This window comes from Shewanella sp. TC10 (assembly GCF_009663145.1).
Taxonomy (GTDB): Bacteria; Pseudomonadota; Gammaproteobacteria; order Enterobacterales; family Shewanellaceae; genus Shewanella.
Genome location: NZ_VKHR01000044.1, coordinates 19,994 through 40,255, shown reverse-complemented (window position 1 = coordinate 40,255; position 20,262 = coordinate 19,994). Strand labels below are relative to the sequence as shown.

Genomic DNA, 20,262 nt, shown 5'->3' with positions numbered 1-20,262 from the left:
AAAGTGAGCAAGTTGCCTAAGCTATTTCAGGACTTTAATGCGTTAGTGCCAAGGGGCTAAAAAATGGGCGTGGTATTAGTAAATGTATGGTGTTCAAATAAAGTTTACATTGACCCCACATATTCCGTACCACACGCGAACAACAGTGGTAGTGAGGTGTATCTTCTAAACTCACGAGGGTTTGTCTTGGTCTAGCCATCTTCAAATACCGTTTTTAAAGGGCAGATAAAGCCTAGTTCAGTGTTTAATAATTAGCCTACTAAAATGGGGGGCCATGTTATTGGTATTGGCATTCTCATTGCGGGTAAAAATAAATAATAATTTGGCAACTTATGATTATACAAATAATTCCAGTAGAAAAAATTAACCATGAACTACACTTGTTATAATTAAGTGAGTCACTTTTATCGATATCATCGTATATTGAATAAAAACGTTCTAACAAAGTATTTGTAAGTACTCCTAACAAAGCTATGAAAATTATTAATAAACTCAAATTTTCAAATATTACTCCAGTCAGAACTGCCAGAGGCGATAAGATAGCTGATAGCATAAGTATGAAGTCTACTTTCACAAACAGCATAGTTCCCCGCCCCCAAGATAGGGATTTTTTCCTATAGCTATTAATTAGGTAACTTTTAATTAAATCAATCACATTAATACTTTCCATTAGAAGTTTTTCGGAAATAAAGTCCACGGATTAACATTGGAAGGAGGGGCTAAGCGCTGCCAATCATTATGTTTGTTATATCTTTGATTAACGCCATCAACGATATCACGTTTCATCTGAATTAACCCTGGAGCATTTTGGTAGCCTTGTTTATTTGATCTATACCAAATATCTGTATAACCATAAATAGAATTAGTTGGGTCAGAGTAAACTTTATATTTAAATTGATTCACACATCATAATGTAATGTTTTCGTAGTTTTTATTGGCAAAGCTGTCTTATATCACTACTTCAATCTAATCCATTGCCTGCCGCAGGGAAGTTCTGGATGAACTAAATGTCGCGATCACATGGTCAATGATGTTCCCTACATCATAATGACATTTCCCATATCCCTATGGGTCAGATGTGAAATAGCGACCTTATGTGCAGATACATCCAAGACACGCCTACTCTTGATTTCAATATAAGCATCCCTGTGGGCTCTGCGAAAACATCCATGTTCTCGAAGGTCTTGAACGCATCTACACTAGGATTATTGTCTCTTCGATTTAAACTTTATTCGCGTCAACTTAAAGATAAAAAAGATACAAATCTAAAAGACACCATTTGAATTGAGGACGTTGAAGAAAAGACCGTGAGCTTGGCATGGATGCAAAGCTAGCTTTCGTTAGGCCACGGATGGCCTATCGGAAGCGTTAGGGCTTTTCGATAATGACCGAAGGCGGCTAAAGGTGAAGCCTAAAGCTGGATCAATCCCCATTGAAAATATGCGCTTTTCAGCATTTTTCGTTAGGGGCGGCAGGGTGATCCAAGAGGGTATTGCTGTTGATACCCTCTTGGTCGGGTGTGGGTGGAAAACCCACGACCTTTATCCAAACGGAGTTTGGAAATACAGAAAGGAAGTTTACGGTCTAAATCAGGTGTAAACTAAGCACCACAACTTTGTTTTTAAACTAACAAACAAGTTTTGGGGCATAAGCTTGTTAAGGGGTTAAAAAAAACCACCACATTTATTATTGTTAAGCGACTCGTTATCCAGCTCTCGACCCTCTGAATAATCAACTCACTCTTGAGCTTTTATTAGAAATGCCAGTAAGTCGGCATCAAATAAAAAACCTCTTCCGACACAAAGTAAGAAGAGGTTTTAGTGACTAGACTGGTATCGAAAATCGGCTCTTAAGTCACGATTTTCGCGTATTTTAACTGCCTATTAAGTCATTTATGCAAGCTTATGCTTTAAACAACAATTACTCATGACCCCAAGGCGTTGGCGGAAGTGCCACTGGCTTAGTTAAGTCAAAGTCCACTCTAAAATCACGGTTTTCACGTGTTAAACGATAAGTGAATACATTTGGTTCAATATACATGTGCCAAACGTTAGTTACTGATGCTGTTAAACCATTTTCGTTAAAGTTATCAATCGACTCTTGGTCAACAGGAAATGATTGCTGTGTTGCTGTGCCCATATCTGCGGTATCACCACCATACATGGTCACTTTGTCTTCTGTTCCATCTTCGTGGCGGTGATCATGCTTTAAACGCAGGCCAGTGTCTGTTTTAGTGATCACCCAAGTACGTGAATGGTCATCACCGACATGAAATGGGATTTTAAGTTCTGTATCACTGCATTCACGTACATGCATAACCAATGCTTTGTTGCTAAATGCTGAATCAGCTTCATTACCTGCGGTCACTTCACCTGCGAACGCTTTACCGCAATGGGCTGCAATGGCATCAAAATATTGATGTTGCGGGTTTTCTTTAGGGGCATGAGCCATAGCCATCGCAGGCACCATGCTGCTGACTACACCAGCGACCAATATTCTTTTCATTATTATTCCTTTTGGTATCCATCAGTTAACGTTGAACTAACGATATGTTAATTAACCACACTAACAGTAATTGTTTAATTTAACCTGAAAAAAAACCGCCATAAAGGCGGTTTTAATTGGCATTAATACTACTTAGCTTTAGCTGGGCGTTTACCTTTGGCATTACTGTGCCCTTGGGTTCTTCCTTGAGCACCGCCGTGCGAACCTTTGGCATTAAATGGCTTTTTCTTTTGCGACCAACCCGTTTTAGATTTGCCCGCAGTGTTATCTTTGCCTTGACTCTCACCCGCAGCCTTGGCTTTATTCGCAGGGGTTGGCTTCTTGCCTGATGCCTTGCGATCATCAAACTGATTACCCGAGAAGCGAGTGAAAGCTTTTTTACTGCCATCATTCTTACCGCCACCTTTACCATTTCGATAACTTTGACGTTCATTGCGCGACTCTGGCGGTACAATATGCTGCACACCATGACCAATTAAATGCTCTTTACCCATAGCTGCCAGCGCTTCACGGATAAGCGGCCAACCCGCTGGATCATGATAGCGAAGTAGCGCTTTATGTAAGCGACGTTGACGGCCTTTCTTCGGCACGGTGACTTCTTCACTACTGTGTTTCACATTCTTGAGCGAGTTTAACTCGGTATGATAAATCGTAGTGGCGTTCGCCATTGGTGATGGATAAAAGTTCTGCACTTGGTCTAGTTTGAATTTTTCTGATTTCAGCCAAAGCGCCAAGTTCAGCATATCTTCATCGGTAGTACCTGGATGAGCTGAAATAAAATATGGGATCAAATACTGCTTTTTACCCGCTTCTTTAGAGTAAAAATCAAATAGCTCTTTAAACTTGTGGTAGCTCCCCATGCCCGGCTTCATCATCTTACTTAATGGGCCATCTTCGGTATGCTCTGGGGCAATTTTTAAATAGCCGCCCACATGGTGTTTAGCTAACTCTTTAACATAGCGCGGATCTTCTGTCGCTAAATCGTAACGCACACCCGATGCAATTAAGACCTTTTTAATCCCCGGAACATCACGGGCAGCACGGTATAAATCAATGGTATGTTTATGATCTGTGCCTAAATGGCCACAAATGCTCGGATAAACACAAGATAATCGGCGACACGTGGTTTCCGCTTTAACACTGGTACAGCCTAAGCGATACATGTTGGCTGTTGGGCCACCTAAATCAGAAATGACTCCGGTAAAACCAGGTACCTTTTCTTGAATATCTTTGATTTCTTTGATGATCGATTCTTGTGAACGGCTTTGAATAATTCGTCCTTCATGTTCTGTGATAGAACAGAATGAACAGCCACCAAAACAACCTCGCATAATGTTAATCGAGGTTTTAATCATGTCATAAGCAGGGATTTTTGCATCGCCATAGCTTGGGTGCGGTACCCGTTGATAAGGCAAATCAAATACCGCATCCATTTCATCGGTATTTAATGGCCATGCTGGCGGGTTCACCCATACAGAACGGTTACCTTGGGCTTGGAATAATGCCCGAGCACAACCTGGGTTTTGCTCTTGATGCAAAATACGCGATGCATGGGCATACAAAAACTTATCGTCAGCCACTTTTTCATATGCTGGCAGCAACACATAGGTTTTTTCCCATGGTTTCGGCCTTGCTGGCTGGACACTGATGGCTTTAGGCGCATCATTGTCAAAAATTTTCTTATCTGTTGGGCCAGAAAGCTTTTCACAACCCACATCATCAGCGCCATAAGGGTTTGGAATAGGGTCAATTTTATGTAGTTGGTCGAGTTTACGTGAGTCCATGCCTTTCCAGCCAGGCAATGGTTCATGACGGATAACCGCGGTGCCACGAATGTCGTGTAAATCAGCCATCTTCTCGCCGTTAGCAATACGATGAGCTACTTCCACCAGCGGACGTTCTGCATTGCCGTAAATCAAGATATCGGCTTTGGCATCAAAGATAACACTACGGCGCACTTTATCAGACCAATAATCATAATGGGCGATACGGCGTAAGCTTGCCTCAATACCACCAATTACCACTGGCACTTCTTTAAAGGCTTCTTTACAGCGCTGGGTGTAAACAGTCACTGCGCGATCTGGACGTTTACCGCCTTCATCATTTGGGGTGTAAGCATCATCACTACGAATACGGCGATCGGCAGTGTATCGGTTAATCATCGAATCCATGTTGCCTGCAGTCACACCAAAAAATAAATTGGGGCGACCTAGCTTCATAAAGTCGTTTTTATTCGACCAGTCAGGCTGACAAATAATACCAACACGAAAACCTTGAGCTTCGAGCATACGGCCAATAACAGCCATACCGAAGCTTGGATGATCAACATAAGCATCACCGCTGACAATGATAATGTCGCAACTATCCCAACCAAGTTGATCCATCTCTTTTCGAGACATAGGAAGAAACGGCGCCGTGCCATAGCATTCGGCCCAGTATCTTGGGTAATTAAATAACGTGGATTCAACTTGCATGAGATTTGCCTACATTAAACATCATCAATCTGGTGAGTTGCACTACATTAAGTTTAGTTCAACTCACCCAACTTTTTTCTGGAGGCGGAGTATAGCAGTTACACCACACTAAGTGTGACTAAAAAAACAGCAAAAATAAGGTTTTTAAGCTTTTTCTTTGTTGCTATAACCTTATTAAAAACAATGACTTTTAAATAATTAGCGCTAAATTCAAGTTAAAGACCGATAAAAAAGCCAATATTTACAATCGCTAAGCCTACTGTTACCACCCAAGTTAACAACACGCCCCATACGCGGCCAGTATGCACTCCACCTTTCCCCGCTGTTAAGCCTATGGCATGTAATAATCGCGCCACAATCCAAATGGTACCAAAGCAATGCAATATTGCTGGCGACAAGCCATTGAACTCTGCCAACATAAATAAAATCAGCGCCATGGGTGCATTTTCAAGTAAATTCTCATGGACTCGTTTTGCAAGGGCTAAATCAGAGTTTCCGCCAGTTCCGATACCCACTTTATTGATTCGACGCTGCTTTATGACTCGAATTGATAAACCTATGGCCAATAACGCCGTTAAGCTGGCGTAAAAGCCTGAAATCATCAATGACATATTCGGTATTTCCTTATTGTTATTTTTACAGCATAAAGCCATTTAGTGACTACAATGAAATATTCATTCTATACAGATTGAGCCAAAATGGAATTATCACATTTTTAACAAAAATTTGATGGTTTGATGGTATTCAGCCACCCCCATTTCGGTTACTATTCGCGCCAACGAACCACTACCCAAATTGACTAGAGTGATACAGGCCTAATGAACGATTCCAGCTTCATTGAAAAACGCAGATTTATCATAAAATTAGGCAAAGCCCTGCATAAGTTTGGTACCCCTGCATATCGACTCGAATCTCATTTACAAACCGTGTCATCTACACTGGGAATTGAGGGGTACTTTCTAATTTCTCCGACTTCGATGACCTTTGTATTGCAACATGACACCGAGCAAGAATATAACCATGTTGCGCGAGTAAAACCTGGCGATTTAGATTTAGGCTCATTGGCACGTACCTTTGATTTGGTGGAAGAGCTCAGCACGGGCCAACGCACCCTAGCAGAATCTTTAGAGCGTCTTGAAGAAATAGCTAACAAACCTAATCCTTATGGGCACGGTTTAACCTTGATGTCATTTGGTATCAGTGCCGGCGCATTTGCCATGCTAATGGATACCAGTTGGAACGATGTTTTTTGGTCTGGCATGCTCGGTTTATTAGTTTATGGTTTAGTTTTTTGGGCTGAAAGATCTAAGCGTGTTGCAGAAATGCTCGAACCGTTAGCCGCGGTTGTTTGTGCAATTTTAACCTGCGGCATTGCTGCTGTGATTGACCCCAGCATCAATATTCCTGTGGTGATTTTATCTGGCATCATTATTTTTGTGCCCGGTTTAGCGTTAACACTCGGCCTTGCTGAGCTTGCTGCACGCGATTTAATCTCAGGAACCGCGCGCATCATGGATGCGATAATGCTGCTATTTAAACTGTACTTTGGCGCTGTGCTTGGCATGACACTGGGTAAAGTGATGTTTGGTGAATCAGTATATATTGAACCAGATGCTTTACCTCGCTATGCCTCTTGGGCTGCTGTGCCGCTATTATCTATGGCATTAGTTATCATCTTTAAAGCCCGTATAAAAGATTCACCATGGGGCATTTGTGCAGGTATCGTTGCTTACTTCTCAGCCATGTTAGGTGGCCTTTATTTAGGCGAATCTATTGGTATTTTTGTAGGTGCGTTAGCAGTGGGTATTTATTCAAACCTTTATGCGCGCTGGATGAAAGCACCAGTTTCTATCGCCCTGCTTCAAGGTATCGTTATCTTAGTACCAGGAAGCAAAACCTATATAGGCTTAAATACGATGATTTCGGGTGAAACCATGCTGGATCAAGCCCATATTGGCACCCAAGTTTTCTTAATTTTCATGTCTCTGATCGCCGGACTGATTTTTGCCAACGTTATCGTGCCACCTAGAAGAAGCTTGTAACATCGCCTGCGCTGTATCGACTGCATAGTGAGTATCGAGTGTATAGTGAGTATCAAGTGTACCGCACACATTAAAAAGGAGCCCACGGCTCCTTTTTAATGCCAAAAGCAAAATTGTTAAGCTTTTTAATAAAATATCCTGTCGAAATTTCAAATACCCGCCATACTTAATTCAACAAACTGACATTGAGTATGACAAGATAAATTACCTTTTACTCAATCACTTAAAAACAGCTCAGACTAATATAGTCAAAGTGAATTCAATGCTTTTATCTGTCTAAATCAGATGTTGAGCAACAGCTTGAACAGTAATGCCTATTACTAGGGCCTGTTGATCTTTTCTAGTTAAGTTTTGTTCGAAATAAAAGCGTTTTAATTGAGGCGGATGGATTGATGCCTAGTCATCTAAGCAACTTTTATTCACAAAGATTCATCCAACAAAGAGTAAAACGCTTTTAGTCGAACCCTTTGGGCAGCGTTTGTTGGCCATTTTTACTGCGTTATCGACTTTTTATGTAGAATAACTACACCACAAAGTCTCTGCCTTGTATAAATGGCCAACAATTCGCTGCAAAAACAACCTTAAAAGATCAACAGGCCCTAATATACCTAATAAAAATAGGAACGATGAACATGACCATTTGCGCTATGGTATTCATTTTCGTCGTCACAGTAATATTTCCTTCGACTGCCGTGGCCGACATGCCCAGCAAAGGACAAACGCCATCAAGTAAGGTGGCTGTCCAACAAGTCGAATCTTCTGAAGTATTGACATCGACGACCAATGATCAAGGTTCTATGACCGTTGATAATATTGTTGTGGTCAGTAATGCCATTTTCGATGAAACCGACCCCGACGCTTTTTTCATCCACCATTGGGCTAATTGGCTCCATATCAATACCACCGAACCCACTATTCTCGACAAACTCACTTTTACTGAAGGTGATGTTGTCACCCAAAAAACCTTTGCCGAGTCGCAACGATTATTACGTGCTGAGCCCTACCTTAGAGATGCAAAAATATACCATTCTCAAAAAGCGCCAGATGCCGACTCAAACGAACAAACGGTTGTGGTCGAAACTTGGGATAACTGGTCTTTACTGCCCACCTTTAGTCTCAGCTCTAGTGGCGGCGAGACTAAATACTCTGTGGGTATTAAAGAAGATAACTTGATGGGACTCGGCATTAAAACACGCCTAAAATATCAATCGAATGCAGATAGAACTGGTTATAAGTTTGGCATTACCGCGCCACTTAAAATCATTCAACATGCTACGGTTTCTGCCAATATTTACGACAACAGTGACGGACAAGCCACTCACTTATATTTCAATAAGCCGTTTTATTCACTGGACACAAAAAATCAATATTTTGCGGAGTATTTAACAGATCAACGTATCGATACCTTGAGACAAAATGGTGTTGATGTGAATGAATTTGAGCACAATGTCGATTACGCAGCATTGTCATATGGATGGCTACTCAATAAAACAGATGCTGATTTATCAAGGCTAACAGTGGGCGTCACTCATGATAAGCATCATTTTGTCGCTAATGATACCTTCCCTGATAGTCCATTACCGCAAGATCGCGACTTTATTTATCCATGGGTTGGTTATGAATATTTACAAGATGATTTTCAGGTTTTTACCAATATTCATCTCATCAATAATAACGAGGATTTCAACTTAGGTTGGCGGCATTATGCCCGTATTGGTTTTGAAACTAATGATGTAGCTCAAGGCAGTGACTTAGGTTATCACCTTAACTTAAGCACCAGTCGCGGTTATCAGCAAGGCAGCAATTTAATGCTATTTAGCCTTAATGGCCAAGCCAGCTTTAATACCACCCAAAAGGATTTTTATAACGTCAGTGCTCAAGCGGAATACTTTTATAAAATTCACCCTAAGTGGGCTGCTTATGTCAAAACAAAATTAGCCACCTCTAAGAATAACTATTTAGATAAGCCCTTTGCTTTGGGCGATGACACTGGCGTTCGCGGTTACCCTAATGACTATCAATATGGTGATAATCAATGGCTGGTCACTGGGGAAGTCAGGTATTACCCTAATATCAATCTATATCAGCTAGCTGAACTAGGCTGGGCAACCTTTGTGGACATTGGGCATGCCTTTGGCGGCACTGATGAGAACAATGAAGTAACTAGCCCCATTGGCAGCGTTGGGATTGGTGCTCGGGTTTATTCGTCAAAATCCAGTTACGGTAGTGTGGGTCATATCGATCTTGCCGTCCCTTTTACAAGTGGCGAGAAAGTCGATGATTGGGAGTGGCGCTTTCAAGTCAAAAATCGCTTTTAAACAATCATAGCTTCAATACCATAACTGAAACACAGCTAAGCAGAACTCTAAGCGAGCAACTAAGATAACTGGTGTTCACAGGGCAAGTCCCTAAAAACAGATCGCCCACAGAGTAACTTATAGAATAACTTATAGAATACTTTATCGAGTAATTTAAAAAGAATGACTTTCAGCTTCTAAAATAATACTGCTCATCTCACCTGATGCCATTAGCTTGTTGATTGTATTATCAATGATTGGCGCTAATTGAGCATGGTCAGGATGAATGTAAATATACAAAGGATGGGTATCAGTTATCGTTGACAGCTCCACCAATTTATCGGCATTCATTGCTGCAATGGTGGCCTTACCATCGACATAACTACTCACTATTGCATCAACACGTTCTCTGGTTAGCAAATTAACAAGTTGCTGCGGCGTTGAAGCTTTAATCACGCTTTTTGCCTCATGACTTACATTTTGGCTATGTTTAACGCCTTCTAACACCCCTATCGTCAGCCCTTTTAAATCTGCGGCAGTTTGAACGTTAATGCCACTTCCTTTGCGAACATAAACAGCTGTTTTAACACTATAATACGATGTTGGAACTCTAATAAAGTTTGGATGTTCTTCACCATAACTCCACACTCGCATTACTTCACCTACAGCCTTTGAAGCAAGCATACTGCGCTCGGCACGGGGAGCGGGTAACATTTCAACATCACAATTTAATTGTTGCTCAGCGCACAACTGTTGAAAGACCAACTTACCGATGTTCTGAATTGAAGAACCTTCAACTCCCACAAAATGATATTCCTCAGCCGCAATTTGTTGGCTCAAGAATATCATTGGCAACGTTAATATGATTTTACTCATTATAGATTTAGCAGCTTGGGCAAGATTCAATGTTGAACTCAAAATGGCAAATGTGGATTTTAATACCTTATGAGTAACTGATGTTTTAGCTAACAATGTGAACTCCAATTCCATTCTTATTAGTATAATTTTATATCGAACTGAATAAATACTAGATACGCATCTATATAGCGTAGTTTATGGAAATTAATTTGCAGCAACTTCCACTAATTAAATCTAACCATAAATTATGGCTGATAATAACAAAAAAGCCACATATGCAATGTGGCTTCATCTGATAATCTTCACAGACAGAGTGAGTGAAATACCTTAATCAGTTAGTTTTTTCAGAAAACGATTCAATTTTCGCTCTAATCTGTTGCTCTTGTTCTTTACTTTCAATGCGATAAATTTTCTTAATCTGGGTTCTAGATCTTGGCTCTGAACCTGTCATAACGCTATCAAAGCCGACTGTCACTTTACCCATTCTTGACGATACCACTAAGGCTTGAGCGAACTTCAAATTGCTATCAACGCCATTTAACACCAACAAATATGTTTCCCGAGGACGACTATCAACAAACACGGTGCGGTTATCCATAGTTCGCCAAGCATCCATACGGAAATTATCTATTGAATTGACTTCTACCAATTCATCAAACTGATAAAGCGCGGCTTTATTTTGTGCTGATTCAGATGCTGTACAGGCAGATACTCCTAATAGCATTAAAACAAGTATGATTTTATTCCACATAACAACACCCTTTAATATGATGAGCCTACTCAATGTTATGGCACACTTTATTCATCATAATCAACTAGTGTATAAAATCATTCACGACTTTCTGAAAACATCGAGCTCTCAGCAATAGCACTCCATTTATCTACTAATCCAGAATTGATACTTTCTTTAATCGCTCTATCTAGTATTGGTAAAAGATGAGCGTACTCTGAGTTGAGGTAAAAATAGAGTGGGTGGGTTTCTAATTCGACAGGTAAAATCATTACATTTTCAATGTTCATTTTACGCAAGGTGCTCGCACCATCTAATCGACTCGTCACCGCAACATCAATTCGACCTTTTACCAATAAGTTCATTAATTGTTCGGTAGAGCCCACTTTTAATAACTTGTTGGAGTTGGTCTCGATATGCTCAGAATGCTTAACTCCACGGATAACTCCGACATTCACATCCTTAATATCTCGTAGAGAGTATATATTTAACAGGTTATCGCTTCGTACTATTAAAGCTGTTTGGAGGTAATAATAGGGCGTGGGTACACGAAGTAAGTCTGGGTTATCAAGCCCATATTCCCAGCTCCGCATAATCTCACCAACACTTTTAGCTTCACATACATTATGCTCCGCACGACTCGCTGGTAACATTTCAATGTCACAATCTAATTGGTATTTTGCACATAGGGTAGCAAACAAACTAGCGCCAACTTCTTGCTCCGCAAGTCCTGCTACACCAACAAAGGAATAAGGTTTGACTTCAGCGACCGAAAAACTGCTTACAAATAGAAGTATGAATAAGGTGGTGAGATTTAATCCGTAATATCTAGACATGGCAATTAATCCTTCTGCCGATTCCAATATTGACGATGTGATGAGCCTAAATTTACAAGTTAAGCATGCCTTCAAAGCTAAGCTTAATTCTGCAAATCTTCGCTATAACGCACCACATAATCACTATGGATAATCCTTAATGAGGTTTAATTATAGTCAGATAATTGAGGATTGATCGTAAATGAATACTTAAGTGGGACAGTGTACTGGGGACTTGGGTTTATGATCGCCCATAAAAAAACCGCCTCGATAACGAAGCGGCTTTAGCTAAGTTTATGAATAACGTTACTATTAACGTCTGCGTCTTAGGCCTAATAAACCGAGTAATATTAACCAACCGCCCATGGCACCACCACTTGAATCTGAACCTGATTCAGGCTCTGGTGTCGGTGCAATGACCTCAGCCGTAATGGCAATATTAGCCACCGCCGCTACTGCGGTTTTATTACCATTACTCACCACTAGCTCAATCACTGCTGTACCGTCAGCATCAACAGCAGGTAGTGATACCTCTGTTTCCATCGCTGTTGCATCGGCAAAGGTGACTGCAGGACCAGAAACTTGAGCCCAAGTGTAAGTCAGCTCATCGTCAGTGTTTGGCGCTGTACTGCCGGCAGCAGTTAATGTCACGTTAGTGGATTCATCTGCGGTTAATGACACAGATGCTGCTCCATTAATCATGGCTACAGGTACCCCTTCAAGCATCACAGGTTCAAGCATATCTGAAATGCTCACATCGCCAACTTGATGGGATACATTAAACGACAGCGCTTGTGACATCATTAAGTCTTTAGTATCAAAGGTAACCATAATGGTGTCGCCAGCCGCATTAGCTGCTTGGAGTATTTCCCAGCTAATACTATCGCCAACAACAGTCCCTTCATGGCTATCACTTTCAATGCTCAGCCCTTGAGGAATCGTCGCAGAAACAGTTATGGTTCGCTCTTCATCGGTATCGTTATCAGCAAGCACTACTGATAAAGTGATAATATCCCCGGTGTCTACTTGATTTGTATCAAGACTGCTTTGAGCAAAACTTGGGCTGCGATAAAGCTCAATAGGCATTAAGCCAATATTATCTTTCACATCTACGCCAGTACCTAACTCCAATACCGTCGTATATAAAGTGTCAGATTTTAGTGGCTTATTCCAATTAAGTACTAAACCAATATCTTCATTACTGTCCACTTCAGCTTGGTAATCTACTGTCACGCTGCCATCATCTTTACCAATAATAGCCAGCTCAAGAACCACTTCATCTTCGACATCTGATGGCGCAGAAAAGTCACCATAGTTGTGCACCGCGAAGTAATACGAACCTGGATCTGGGTCATTGATTTCACAAATCTCATAGGCCGTTTCAGTGGCACTCATACACGTCAGCGGGTCCATTTCTCTGGCATTATCTGGGCGACCGTTATAATCACTGTCACGACCTATATACATATCTAAATCAGGTGATGTTGTATGCTTCACTCTGGCCACAATACGCTTAGTATTTGGGGTCACATTAATTAACTGAGAATAGTATTTACTAGGGTCGTTATAGACATTAGTTGGCCAATTTGAATTGTCACTGTCATCACGTGGAATGGTCGTTTCAATCACTTCCACTTCAGCTAGTTCGAATACACCGACCTGCAAGTCACTTGAGCCAACGGTAGTAATTCCTGATATTTCTGCACTACCATTATCTTTTGCTGTTGATAATTGCACATCGCTTGGGAAGCTACCGGCAACAAAGCTACCGATAATCGGCATTTTTGAAGGTGTTAAACCATTATCGCTTGGGGTTAATACTAAATGTCCCATGCCATATTCAGAGGCAAAACCATTACCGATTGATGCTGTAACATCTAAACTGATGCTTTCACCTGCCGCTAAGGTAAAGCTTGCTGGAGTCGCGGTAACCGACATACCCACAGTGTCAGATGAACCTGAAACCGTCCATGTTGAAGCCTTTGTGGCGGTAAAAGTACGAGTCCAATTACATTCCATCATACATTCATTGCGTAATGCTGAGGCTATGTTCATGTCTTCAGGGACACCGTCTAAGCCAGGGTTTGCATTCAGGTAATCGTCATGACTCATGTCCATCAATAAACCAGCATTCAGCGCAGCATTAATACGTGCACTACCTGCACCAGCAACGAAGAAGTCAGATGGTGTCACTCCATCTTCGAGTAAAGTGTCGGTTTCAGCACTGAGCATTAGCGCTGATTGAGCCTGCGCTGGTGTCCATTCTGGTCGTAATGCAGCAATCAAGGCATAAGCACCAGTAATATGTGGCGTCGCCATTGATGTACCATCCATGAATGTAAACGGAGCCTCGTTCCTGTCAGCAGGTTCAAACCATGGTTGATACTCTGTATTAGCCGCATAAATTGCTACACCAGGCGCAGCAATATGTGGCGTCAGCCAACGGTTCATAATGGATTCAGGACCCCGGGATGTAAACGAAGCAGCGATATCAGCTTTAGAAGGATCTTTTTCCATCACTGACGCGCCAATGCTGGCGGTGTGATCGCTGCCTACAGCTAACCAATCCATAAGAGATTGGCCTTGGTCAATATCCAGATGAATCGCAGGTAATACATGTAAATCTGCATCAACAGTTTCATCAGTACTGGTGACATTCACTAGCACCAGACCACTTGCGCCACCAGCAAGCACATTAGTTCCCTTACTCACTCGAGCAATTTCGCCACGTTCACATACCACAATTTGATCAGAGAATGTGCCAGCCTCAAATGGCTCAAGACAACCCGCATTACCAAAGTCGCCAGCAAACACAATATCCCCTGATATTCCGCTTGTCGCGCCTTTACCTGTTAATGCTTCTAAGTCGTAATCTCCGCCTGTAAAGGTGACGTCCTTGTCTGTGAAGTTACGATCATGAGTATAAGCTGCTACGGTGGTTAACCACGGAGCATTACCCGGAGAGCCAACAGTTTCAGCGCCAGGGCCGTCATTGCCCGCAGCCACAGCTACATGAATACCTGCTTCACGTGCCGCAAGAAATGCCATTGCATCACTATCATTCCATGGATCGCTTGCGCCGCCACCGATTGAATAGTTAATTGCTTTTACACCATGCTCAATTGCGTGCTCTACCGCATCAGCAGTAATGTCTGTCCAACAACTACCATCAGCCACACACACCTGATATGAAATAATATTTGCATGAGGAGCAACACCACTGATTTCGCCTAGGCTAAATTCTGCTTCCTCGCCGACAGCATTAAACACTGGGACATCTTTAACCACGTTTCCTGCCGTGGTTGATGCTACATGAGAGCCATGGCCGTTATGATCTATGGCAATTAAATCGTCACCTTCAGGGGTGTAATCAGCAAGAAGATCAGGATGCCCCCAAATACCGATAAGCTTGTCATTACAATAATGTGCTAACTCTGACTTGGCACAATCACCAGTGTAAACCCCTTCACCTAATGGATTAGTGTGGTCATAACCATCTGCACCAACATCGGCAAATGAAGGATGAAAAGCATTAATACCAGTATCAAAAATCGCTACAGTGATGCCTTCACCCATGCTGCTAACGCCAGTTGCTGTGCCATCCCATGCACTTGGCGCTTCAATATGTGATGGGCCACTATCTGTATTGATATGACGTAATTCGACTTTTTTAACGCTTTTAATCCCAGCGACTGAAGCAAGTGTTTGTGCTTCTTTATCTGAGAGTTCAGTACTAAACCCATTTAAGGCAATTTGGTATTCACTTTTTATTTCGAGCTGACGATTGAGTCGTGACTTGGCTTGAGCAAGCGTTTGTTGTCTTTGGCTTTTCAAATATTGGATATAGTTCTGGCTGGCGGCACTGTTAACATTTAATACGCCATTACCTTTGCGGCTATTACTTGGATTACTTAGCAAGCTCGTCGCCGCTAAGTTATCAACATCACCACGATATGTTGCCAAAGGCTGGTCATCTAAAAGCACAATATAAAGATTTTCAATATTACGCTTACTCGTTGTGGCTAAGCGCAGATTAGGTACATTTCCATCCGTATCTAACCCTCGAGTATCAATAACATTGGCATTGATACTAGGGGCGAAAGCTAAAGATAATGCAGCGGCTATTAAGCTCTTTTTATAAATCGACGTCACAATGTCTTCCTCGTTATCATTATTATTTATCTCACAAACCGACCGCGGATAATCTTGAGTGTTAGCCTGCAAATTGGAATGTTGTTGTTTGCTATAACCTTGATACTCGATTGATTTATTGCGAGGCAAATATACGACGACTATTCGATTTCATTTAAGCTTCAATTTTCTTTCAATTCCTTTTTTTTCATACAGTTACAAATTCAACCTGTATCCATATGTATCAAGCTATCACTAATAAAAATCAATATGGCTCCTAACACAAAAATATGACAATTATCTGGTAACCCTTCAAAGAAACCTCATAAAAAGAATTCTGTATCTTATTGTTTTTTAAGTAATTGAAAGTTTTATGAAACATAAAAGAAACAAAATCAACAGCGTTTAACTTGTGGTTTAGCTGCAATTGAATGAAAACCTTATGTACGAGTGTTGAGCAGGATAGTTCTGACTTAACTCGCCGAGGAAGCAAGAGGCTACTCAAGCAAAAAAATAATAAAACGATTAAACGTTAACTTTGAAGGGAAACCCTATGTCATTTAAGAAGTCAAAACTCGCAAGCTGTATCGCGCTAGCAGCATTAGCACCTACTGCAGTCTATGCCGCCACACAAACAGATACCTTATCTGCATTTTCAAGTTCTGTAGCACAAACACAAGATGCCACACTATTTGTCTACTTATCAGAACAAGGCTCTCTGACCAAAGCGACCCTGAACAACAAGCAAAAGTTTGCTGCATCTTTACAGCAAATCGAAACCAGTCAACAAGCAATCATTAATGATATTAAAGCGCTTGATGGCAACATTAAAACACTACCTGGCTCAAAGCTTGTCAGTAACTTTATTCGAGTTCAGGCAGACACCAGCTACATCGAAACAATTAAGAAAATGCCAGGTGTTCAAGCGGTTGTCGTCGCAGCCTCTCCTATTCAAGTTCCTCGAAATGCCCTTAAAACAGCCAATACTGCAAAACCAGCAACTGATTCAATTAAAGCACCTGCATTATCAGATGACATAACAGCTGGCGAAGGCATTAAAGTCGCTATTATTGGTAGTGGTGTTGATTACACACACACAGGGCTAGGTGGTGATGGCAGCGTTGAAGCTTACGCTGAAGCCATGGAAAACTCGATCAATGCTTTTGATGGTTTTCCAACAGAAGTCGTCGTTGAAGGAATGGATTTAGCCAGTGATGCAGGCTGGGGAGTTGATCCAAACCCAATTGATCAAAATGTTTATTTTACACGTGATTATGATGGTGCAACTCACAATACCGGCCACGGCACACGTCTAGCGAGTGTGGTACATGCCTTAGCACCAGCTGCAAAGATAGCAGCTTATAAAACCTCTAACGTGTCAGACCCATACGGCTATGGATATAGCCTTGCGGCAGAAAGCTCAAGCAGCTTTATGATGGCGTTAGAGTACGCCTTAGATCCAAATCAAGATGGCAGTTTTGATGATAGAGCAGACATCATTGTTGTTGATGCATTAGGTGGTAATGCCTTTTACGCCGAACATGACGACGGTGTTTCTAGTCCAATTATCGAAGCCTATGCCATCCAAATGGCTTCGGCATTAGGCAGTTTAGTTGTCGTCAATGCGGGTAATGGATCTGAATGGTACAACAATACCTTCAACATGACCTGGCGTGGCGCTGCGCCTAGTGCATTAACCGTGGGTGGCATCAAAGCTGATACTGAAGACAGCATGATGGTGACAGATAAAACACCATACGGCCCGGTTCGTGGTGCAACAAATTATACCAAACCTGACATGGTCAGTTACGCTGAAAATATTGATGTTGCTGTTGTCGGTGGCGGCGATGAAATGGATACTGAATCAGATACCCTAATGGCCGTAGCACGCGTAGCAGCCGCCGCTGCAGTGCTGAAATCTAAGCGTCCAGAGTTATCAATGGTCGAAATTAAAGCACTATTGATGAACACTGCTAACAACGAAGTGATGGATCTCAATAGCAAACAGGGTGAAATCACTCTGATTGGTAGTGGCGTTGAAGATATGGATGCAGCCTTAATGTCTAGCGCTGTCGCATGGGAAAAAGGCAGTTATCAACCAAACTTAAACTTCGGATTCCAAGAAGGTACTGGTACACAGCGCTTCATGAAAGAAGTGCAGCTGAAAAACCTGTCTGAAGAAACAGTCACCTATGATGTGGCATTAAATAGCATCGAAAAAAGTGGCACTTCAGCACTCACTTGGGAATACCCATCAACCATTAGTGTGCCTGCAGGACAGACGGTCGTTTTCCCTGTCACTATGGTGGTGAATTTTGACCAACTTGAAAACTGGCCAATGAAAACAGGGTCGGACTTAACCATTGAAAACTGGCAAGCGGTTGAGCTTTCGGGTCAATTACAATTAACAGCTGAAGAGATGCCAACCATTGCAATGAGCTGGTTAGCAAAGCCTCGTAATGGCAGCAAAATCACTCGAAACTTTAATACCTTTGAAGAGCAATACGGCAGTGAGTTGTCACTGATGTTTGCGCCTGATGCAGGGGCTCACGTTCAGCAATTTACTAATGACAGTACCACTGATACAACCTACGCGGTGTTTCCAGCTATGTTCAACCGCGCAAACTTGCCTGTTGGCAAAGAAAATACCCAAGGCAATATGCTAAAAACCATTGCTGGTGGTATTTATGATGAAGCCATGTGTTCAACAGGTAAAAAGCTAGTTGTTGCGGGACAATTTTTCAAGCCAAACGATGTCGGTATCGCTAATCACTTTGACAAAGCTGGCGCTGCGATGGTGTTTTGGAGTGCTTACCAAGAGCAATTTGTACTAGACCAAGGCTTAGATCAAGCAGTAAGTGGCGATCCATATATGTGGGATGAAGCGACCCAAGCAGCCATGAGCGGATTTATTGAAGTCGATGAAAATGGTCAGCCACAATCTTGGTATATTGATTACAAGAAAGAGTATGACTGGACAGATCATTATGGTCGTTACACTAAATCGACTCTTCCGACTTATTTTACAGGCCATGGACAAAACTTTGTAGCGCAATACTGTATGGAAGAGCTTTATCACGGCGAAAACATGGCTAGCATTGAAGACTTTGATCAAAACCAAGGTTGGATATTTGGTACTGACCGTGACGCTGCTGATGGCTTAGGTGAACCTATCATCATGTTCAACCCTGTGAAATACGGTAAAACCGTAACATCTGAAGTATTTGATTGGATGACAGGTGAGATGATTGAAATCGAATCTAATGGAGGAGCCCTGCCTCTATTATCTCGCCCAGTGGAGGAAGGCGACACCAAACAATACAGCCCAATGGAAACATTAGCCCCGGGTGAAAGTATTGAACTTGGTGTGGCAAGCACCTGTAGCTTTACCTTTGGTTTTGGCAGTGTAGGTTGCGATAACCCAGGCATGCTATTAATGAGCCTTGAAGATAACTGGGCAATGGCGACACCGGTTGGCCAAGGCAGCTACGCCTTTATTCCGCATCCTAAAGACGGCCAAATGCACACTATTGATGAAGATGCAGAAATGGGCAGTGTTGTTGCAACCATCGAATTAGATGCTGAAACCTTCTTTGCATATGGCGTATACGAGGCTGAATGGTCTCCATATAGCCTATCGTTAGCAAAAGCGATTCCTGGGGATCCATTCACTGTGACTAACACAGGCGATATCGTGATCAATAACCCTGCGGCCATTGATTATGACGCTGGTAACATGAGCTATGAGCTGGAAGTGATTGGTAATCAAGGCCAAGTCTATACTGCGGTTTCTAAAGTAACCATCAATATCAATAACGTTAATGATATTGCCCCTGTGCTGAATGAAGCGATGCCTGAGGTGACATTAGATGACCAACAAGCTGCTGAAATTGATGCATCAATGTACTTTACTGATGCTGAAGGTGATGCCTTAACATTCAGTGCAACAGGCTTACCAGAAGGTATCAGCATTGATAGCAAGACAGGTATGATTTCAGGTACCGCTGCCGCGGGTACTTATGAGGTTGTTGTCACCGCTGACGATACCGTTAATAAGACTGAAGCAAGCTTTACCATGACGATTAATGCCCCTGTTGTGGAAGCTGCGCCAGAGCCAGAATCAGATGACGATGGTGGTAGCTTAGGTTTCTTAAGTTTGAGCTTATTAGCGTTACTTGGTTTGCGTCGCAGACAAAAGTAACCTTAAGCAATTATTCAATATGAATAAAAAGCGCCTCAGGGCGCTTTTTTATTCCCTTTGATACAAAATGAAACAATAATTCAACATCTACGCAATAACATTTAAGTCCATGTAATTATTAAATAATGCTCATCTTCAAAATTAAACCTTAACATTTCAAAACGCACTGTTTGTTTCAAAAATTAATAGATCGGTTATGTTGTTCAAGG

The 20,262-nt window shown here is 41.9% G+C and carries 10 protein-coding genes and 1 pseudogene; 3 read left to right on the top strand and 8 right to left on the bottom strand.

The window, feature by feature from the left end:
- Positions 1-124 precede the first annotated feature (124 nt).
- The 4 genes and pseudogenes from FNZ24_RS21735 to FNZ24_RS14950 form a co-directional block, all read right to left on the bottom strand.
- A pseudogene (locus FNZ24_RS21735) lies at positions 125-199 on the bottom strand (transposase); the annotation flags it as partial.
- A 1,721-nt stretch (positions 200-1,920) separates the two neighbouring features.
- Entirely contained in the window at positions 1,921-2,469 is a 549-nt protein-coding gene (locus FNZ24_RS14960) for a hypothetical protein (protein ID WP_416384846.1), read from the bottom strand.
- A 164-nt stretch (positions 2,470-2,633) separates the two neighbouring features.
- Positions 2,634-4,979 carry a YgiQ family radical SAM protein gene (locus FNZ24_RS14955; protein ID WP_153915538.1) on the bottom strand — a complete coding sequence of 782 codons (2,346 nt, stop codon included), beginning with the start codon at positions 4,977-4,979 and terminating at the stop codon, positions 2,634-2,636.
- 215 nt (positions 4,980-5,194) lie between these two features.
- Positions 5,195-5,590 carry an MAPEG family protein gene (locus FNZ24_RS14950; protein ID WP_153915537.1) on the bottom strand — a complete coding sequence of 132 codons (396 nt, stop codon included), beginning with the start codon at positions 5,588-5,590 and terminating at the stop codon, positions 5,195-5,197.
- 207 nt (positions 5,591-5,797) lie between these two features.
- Here FNZ24_RS14950 and FNZ24_RS14945 point away from each other — a divergent pair, with 207 nt between their 5' ends.
- Positions 5,798-7,021 (top strand): threonine/serine ThrE exporter family protein, encoded by a 1,224-nt coding sequence (locus FNZ24_RS14945; protein WP_153915536.1) that lies wholly within the window; start codon positions 5,798-5,800, stop codon positions 7,019-7,021.
- 701 nt (positions 7,022-7,722) lie between these two features.
- Positions 7,723-9,339 carry a ShlB/FhaC/HecB family hemolysin secretion/activation protein gene (locus FNZ24_RS14940; RefSeq protein WP_416384845.1) on the top strand — a complete coding sequence of 539 codons (1,617 nt, stop codon included), beginning with the start codon at positions 7,723-7,725 and terminating at the stop codon, positions 9,337-9,339.
- A gap of 153 nt (positions 9,340-9,492) precedes the next feature.
- Here FNZ24_RS14940 and FNZ24_RS14935 read toward each other — a convergent pair whose 3' ends face one another.
- The 4 genes from FNZ24_RS14935 to FNZ24_RS14920 all read right to left on the bottom strand — a co-directional run bounded on the left by FNZ24_RS14935 (position 9,493) and on the right by FNZ24_RS14920 (position 15,873).
- Entirely contained in the window at positions 9,493-10,194 is a 702-nt protein-coding gene (locus tag FNZ24_RS14935) for a substrate-binding periplasmic protein (RefSeq protein WP_194945073.1), read from the bottom strand.
- A gap of 313 nt (positions 10,195-10,507) precedes the next feature.
- The gene (locus FNZ24_RS14930) at positions 10,508-10,927 is read right to left on the bottom strand and encodes a DUF6491 family protein (protein ID WP_153915533.1); all 420 of its coding nucleotides are present in this window, start codon (positions 10,925-10,927) and stop codon (positions 10,508-10,510) included.
- Positions 10,928-11,004: 77 nt separating this feature from the next.
- Positions 11,005-11,742, bottom strand: coding sequence for a substrate-binding periplasmic protein (locus FNZ24_RS14925; protein WP_153915532.1), 738 nt, complete (start codon positions 11,740-11,742; stop codon positions 11,005-11,007).
- Between the two features lie 291 nt (positions 11,743-12,033).
- On the bottom strand, positions 12,034-15,873 hold the full coding sequence (locus tag FNZ24_RS14920) for a S8 family serine peptidase (protein ID WP_153915531.1): 3,840 nt from the start codon (positions 15,871-15,873) through the stop codon (positions 12,034-12,036).
- A gap of 532 nt (positions 15,874-16,405) precedes the next feature.
- Between FNZ24_RS14920 and FNZ24_RS14915 the strand changes: the two genes are divergently transcribed.
- Positions 16,406-20,053 carry a S8 family serine peptidase gene (locus FNZ24_RS14915; RefSeq protein WP_153915530.1) on the top strand — a complete coding sequence of 1,216 codons (3,648 nt, stop codon included), beginning with the start codon at positions 16,406-16,408 and terminating at the stop codon, positions 20,051-20,053.
- Positions 20,054-20,262: the final 209 nt, after the last annotated feature.

What these genes read in the sequence shown, in the direction of transcription:
- FNZ24_RS14925 (WP_153915532.1), bottom strand. Translation starts at nt 11,742, where the DNA reads ATGTCTAGATATTACGGATTAAATCTCACCACCTTATTCATACTTCTA.
- FNZ24_RS14945 (WP_153915536.1), top strand. Translation starts at nt 5,798, where the DNA reads ATGAACGATTCCAGCTTCATTGAAAAACGCAGATTTATCATAAAATTA.
- FNZ24_RS14940 (WP_416384845.1), top strand. Translation starts at nt 7,723, where the DNA reads ATGCCCAGCAAAGGACAAACGCCATCAAGTAAGGTGGCTGTCCAACAA.
- FNZ24_RS14935 (WP_194945073.1), bottom strand. Translation starts at nt 10,194, where the DNA reads ATGAGTAAAATCATATTAACGTTGCCAATGATATTCTTGAGCCAACAA.
- FNZ24_RS14960 (WP_416384846.1), bottom strand. Translation starts at nt 2,469, where the DNA reads ATGGTGCCTGCGATGGCTATGGCTCATGCCCCTAAAGAAAACCCGCAA.
- FNZ24_RS14915 (WP_153915530.1), top strand. Translation starts at nt 16,406, where the DNA reads ATGTCATTTAAGAAGTCAAAACTCGCAAGCTGTATCGCGCTAGCAGCA.
- FNZ24_RS14930 (WP_153915533.1), bottom strand. Translation starts at nt 10,927, where the DNA reads ATGTGGAATAAAATCATACTTGTTTTAATGCTATTAGGAGTATCTGCC.
- FNZ24_RS14955 (WP_153915538.1), bottom strand. Translation starts at nt 4,979, where the DNA reads ATGCAAGTTGAATCCACGTTATTTAATTACCCAAGATACTGGGCCGAA.
- FNZ24_RS14950 (WP_153915537.1), bottom strand. Translation starts at nt 5,590, where the DNA reads ATGTCATTGATGATTTCAGGCTTTTACGCCAGCTTAACGGCGTTATTG.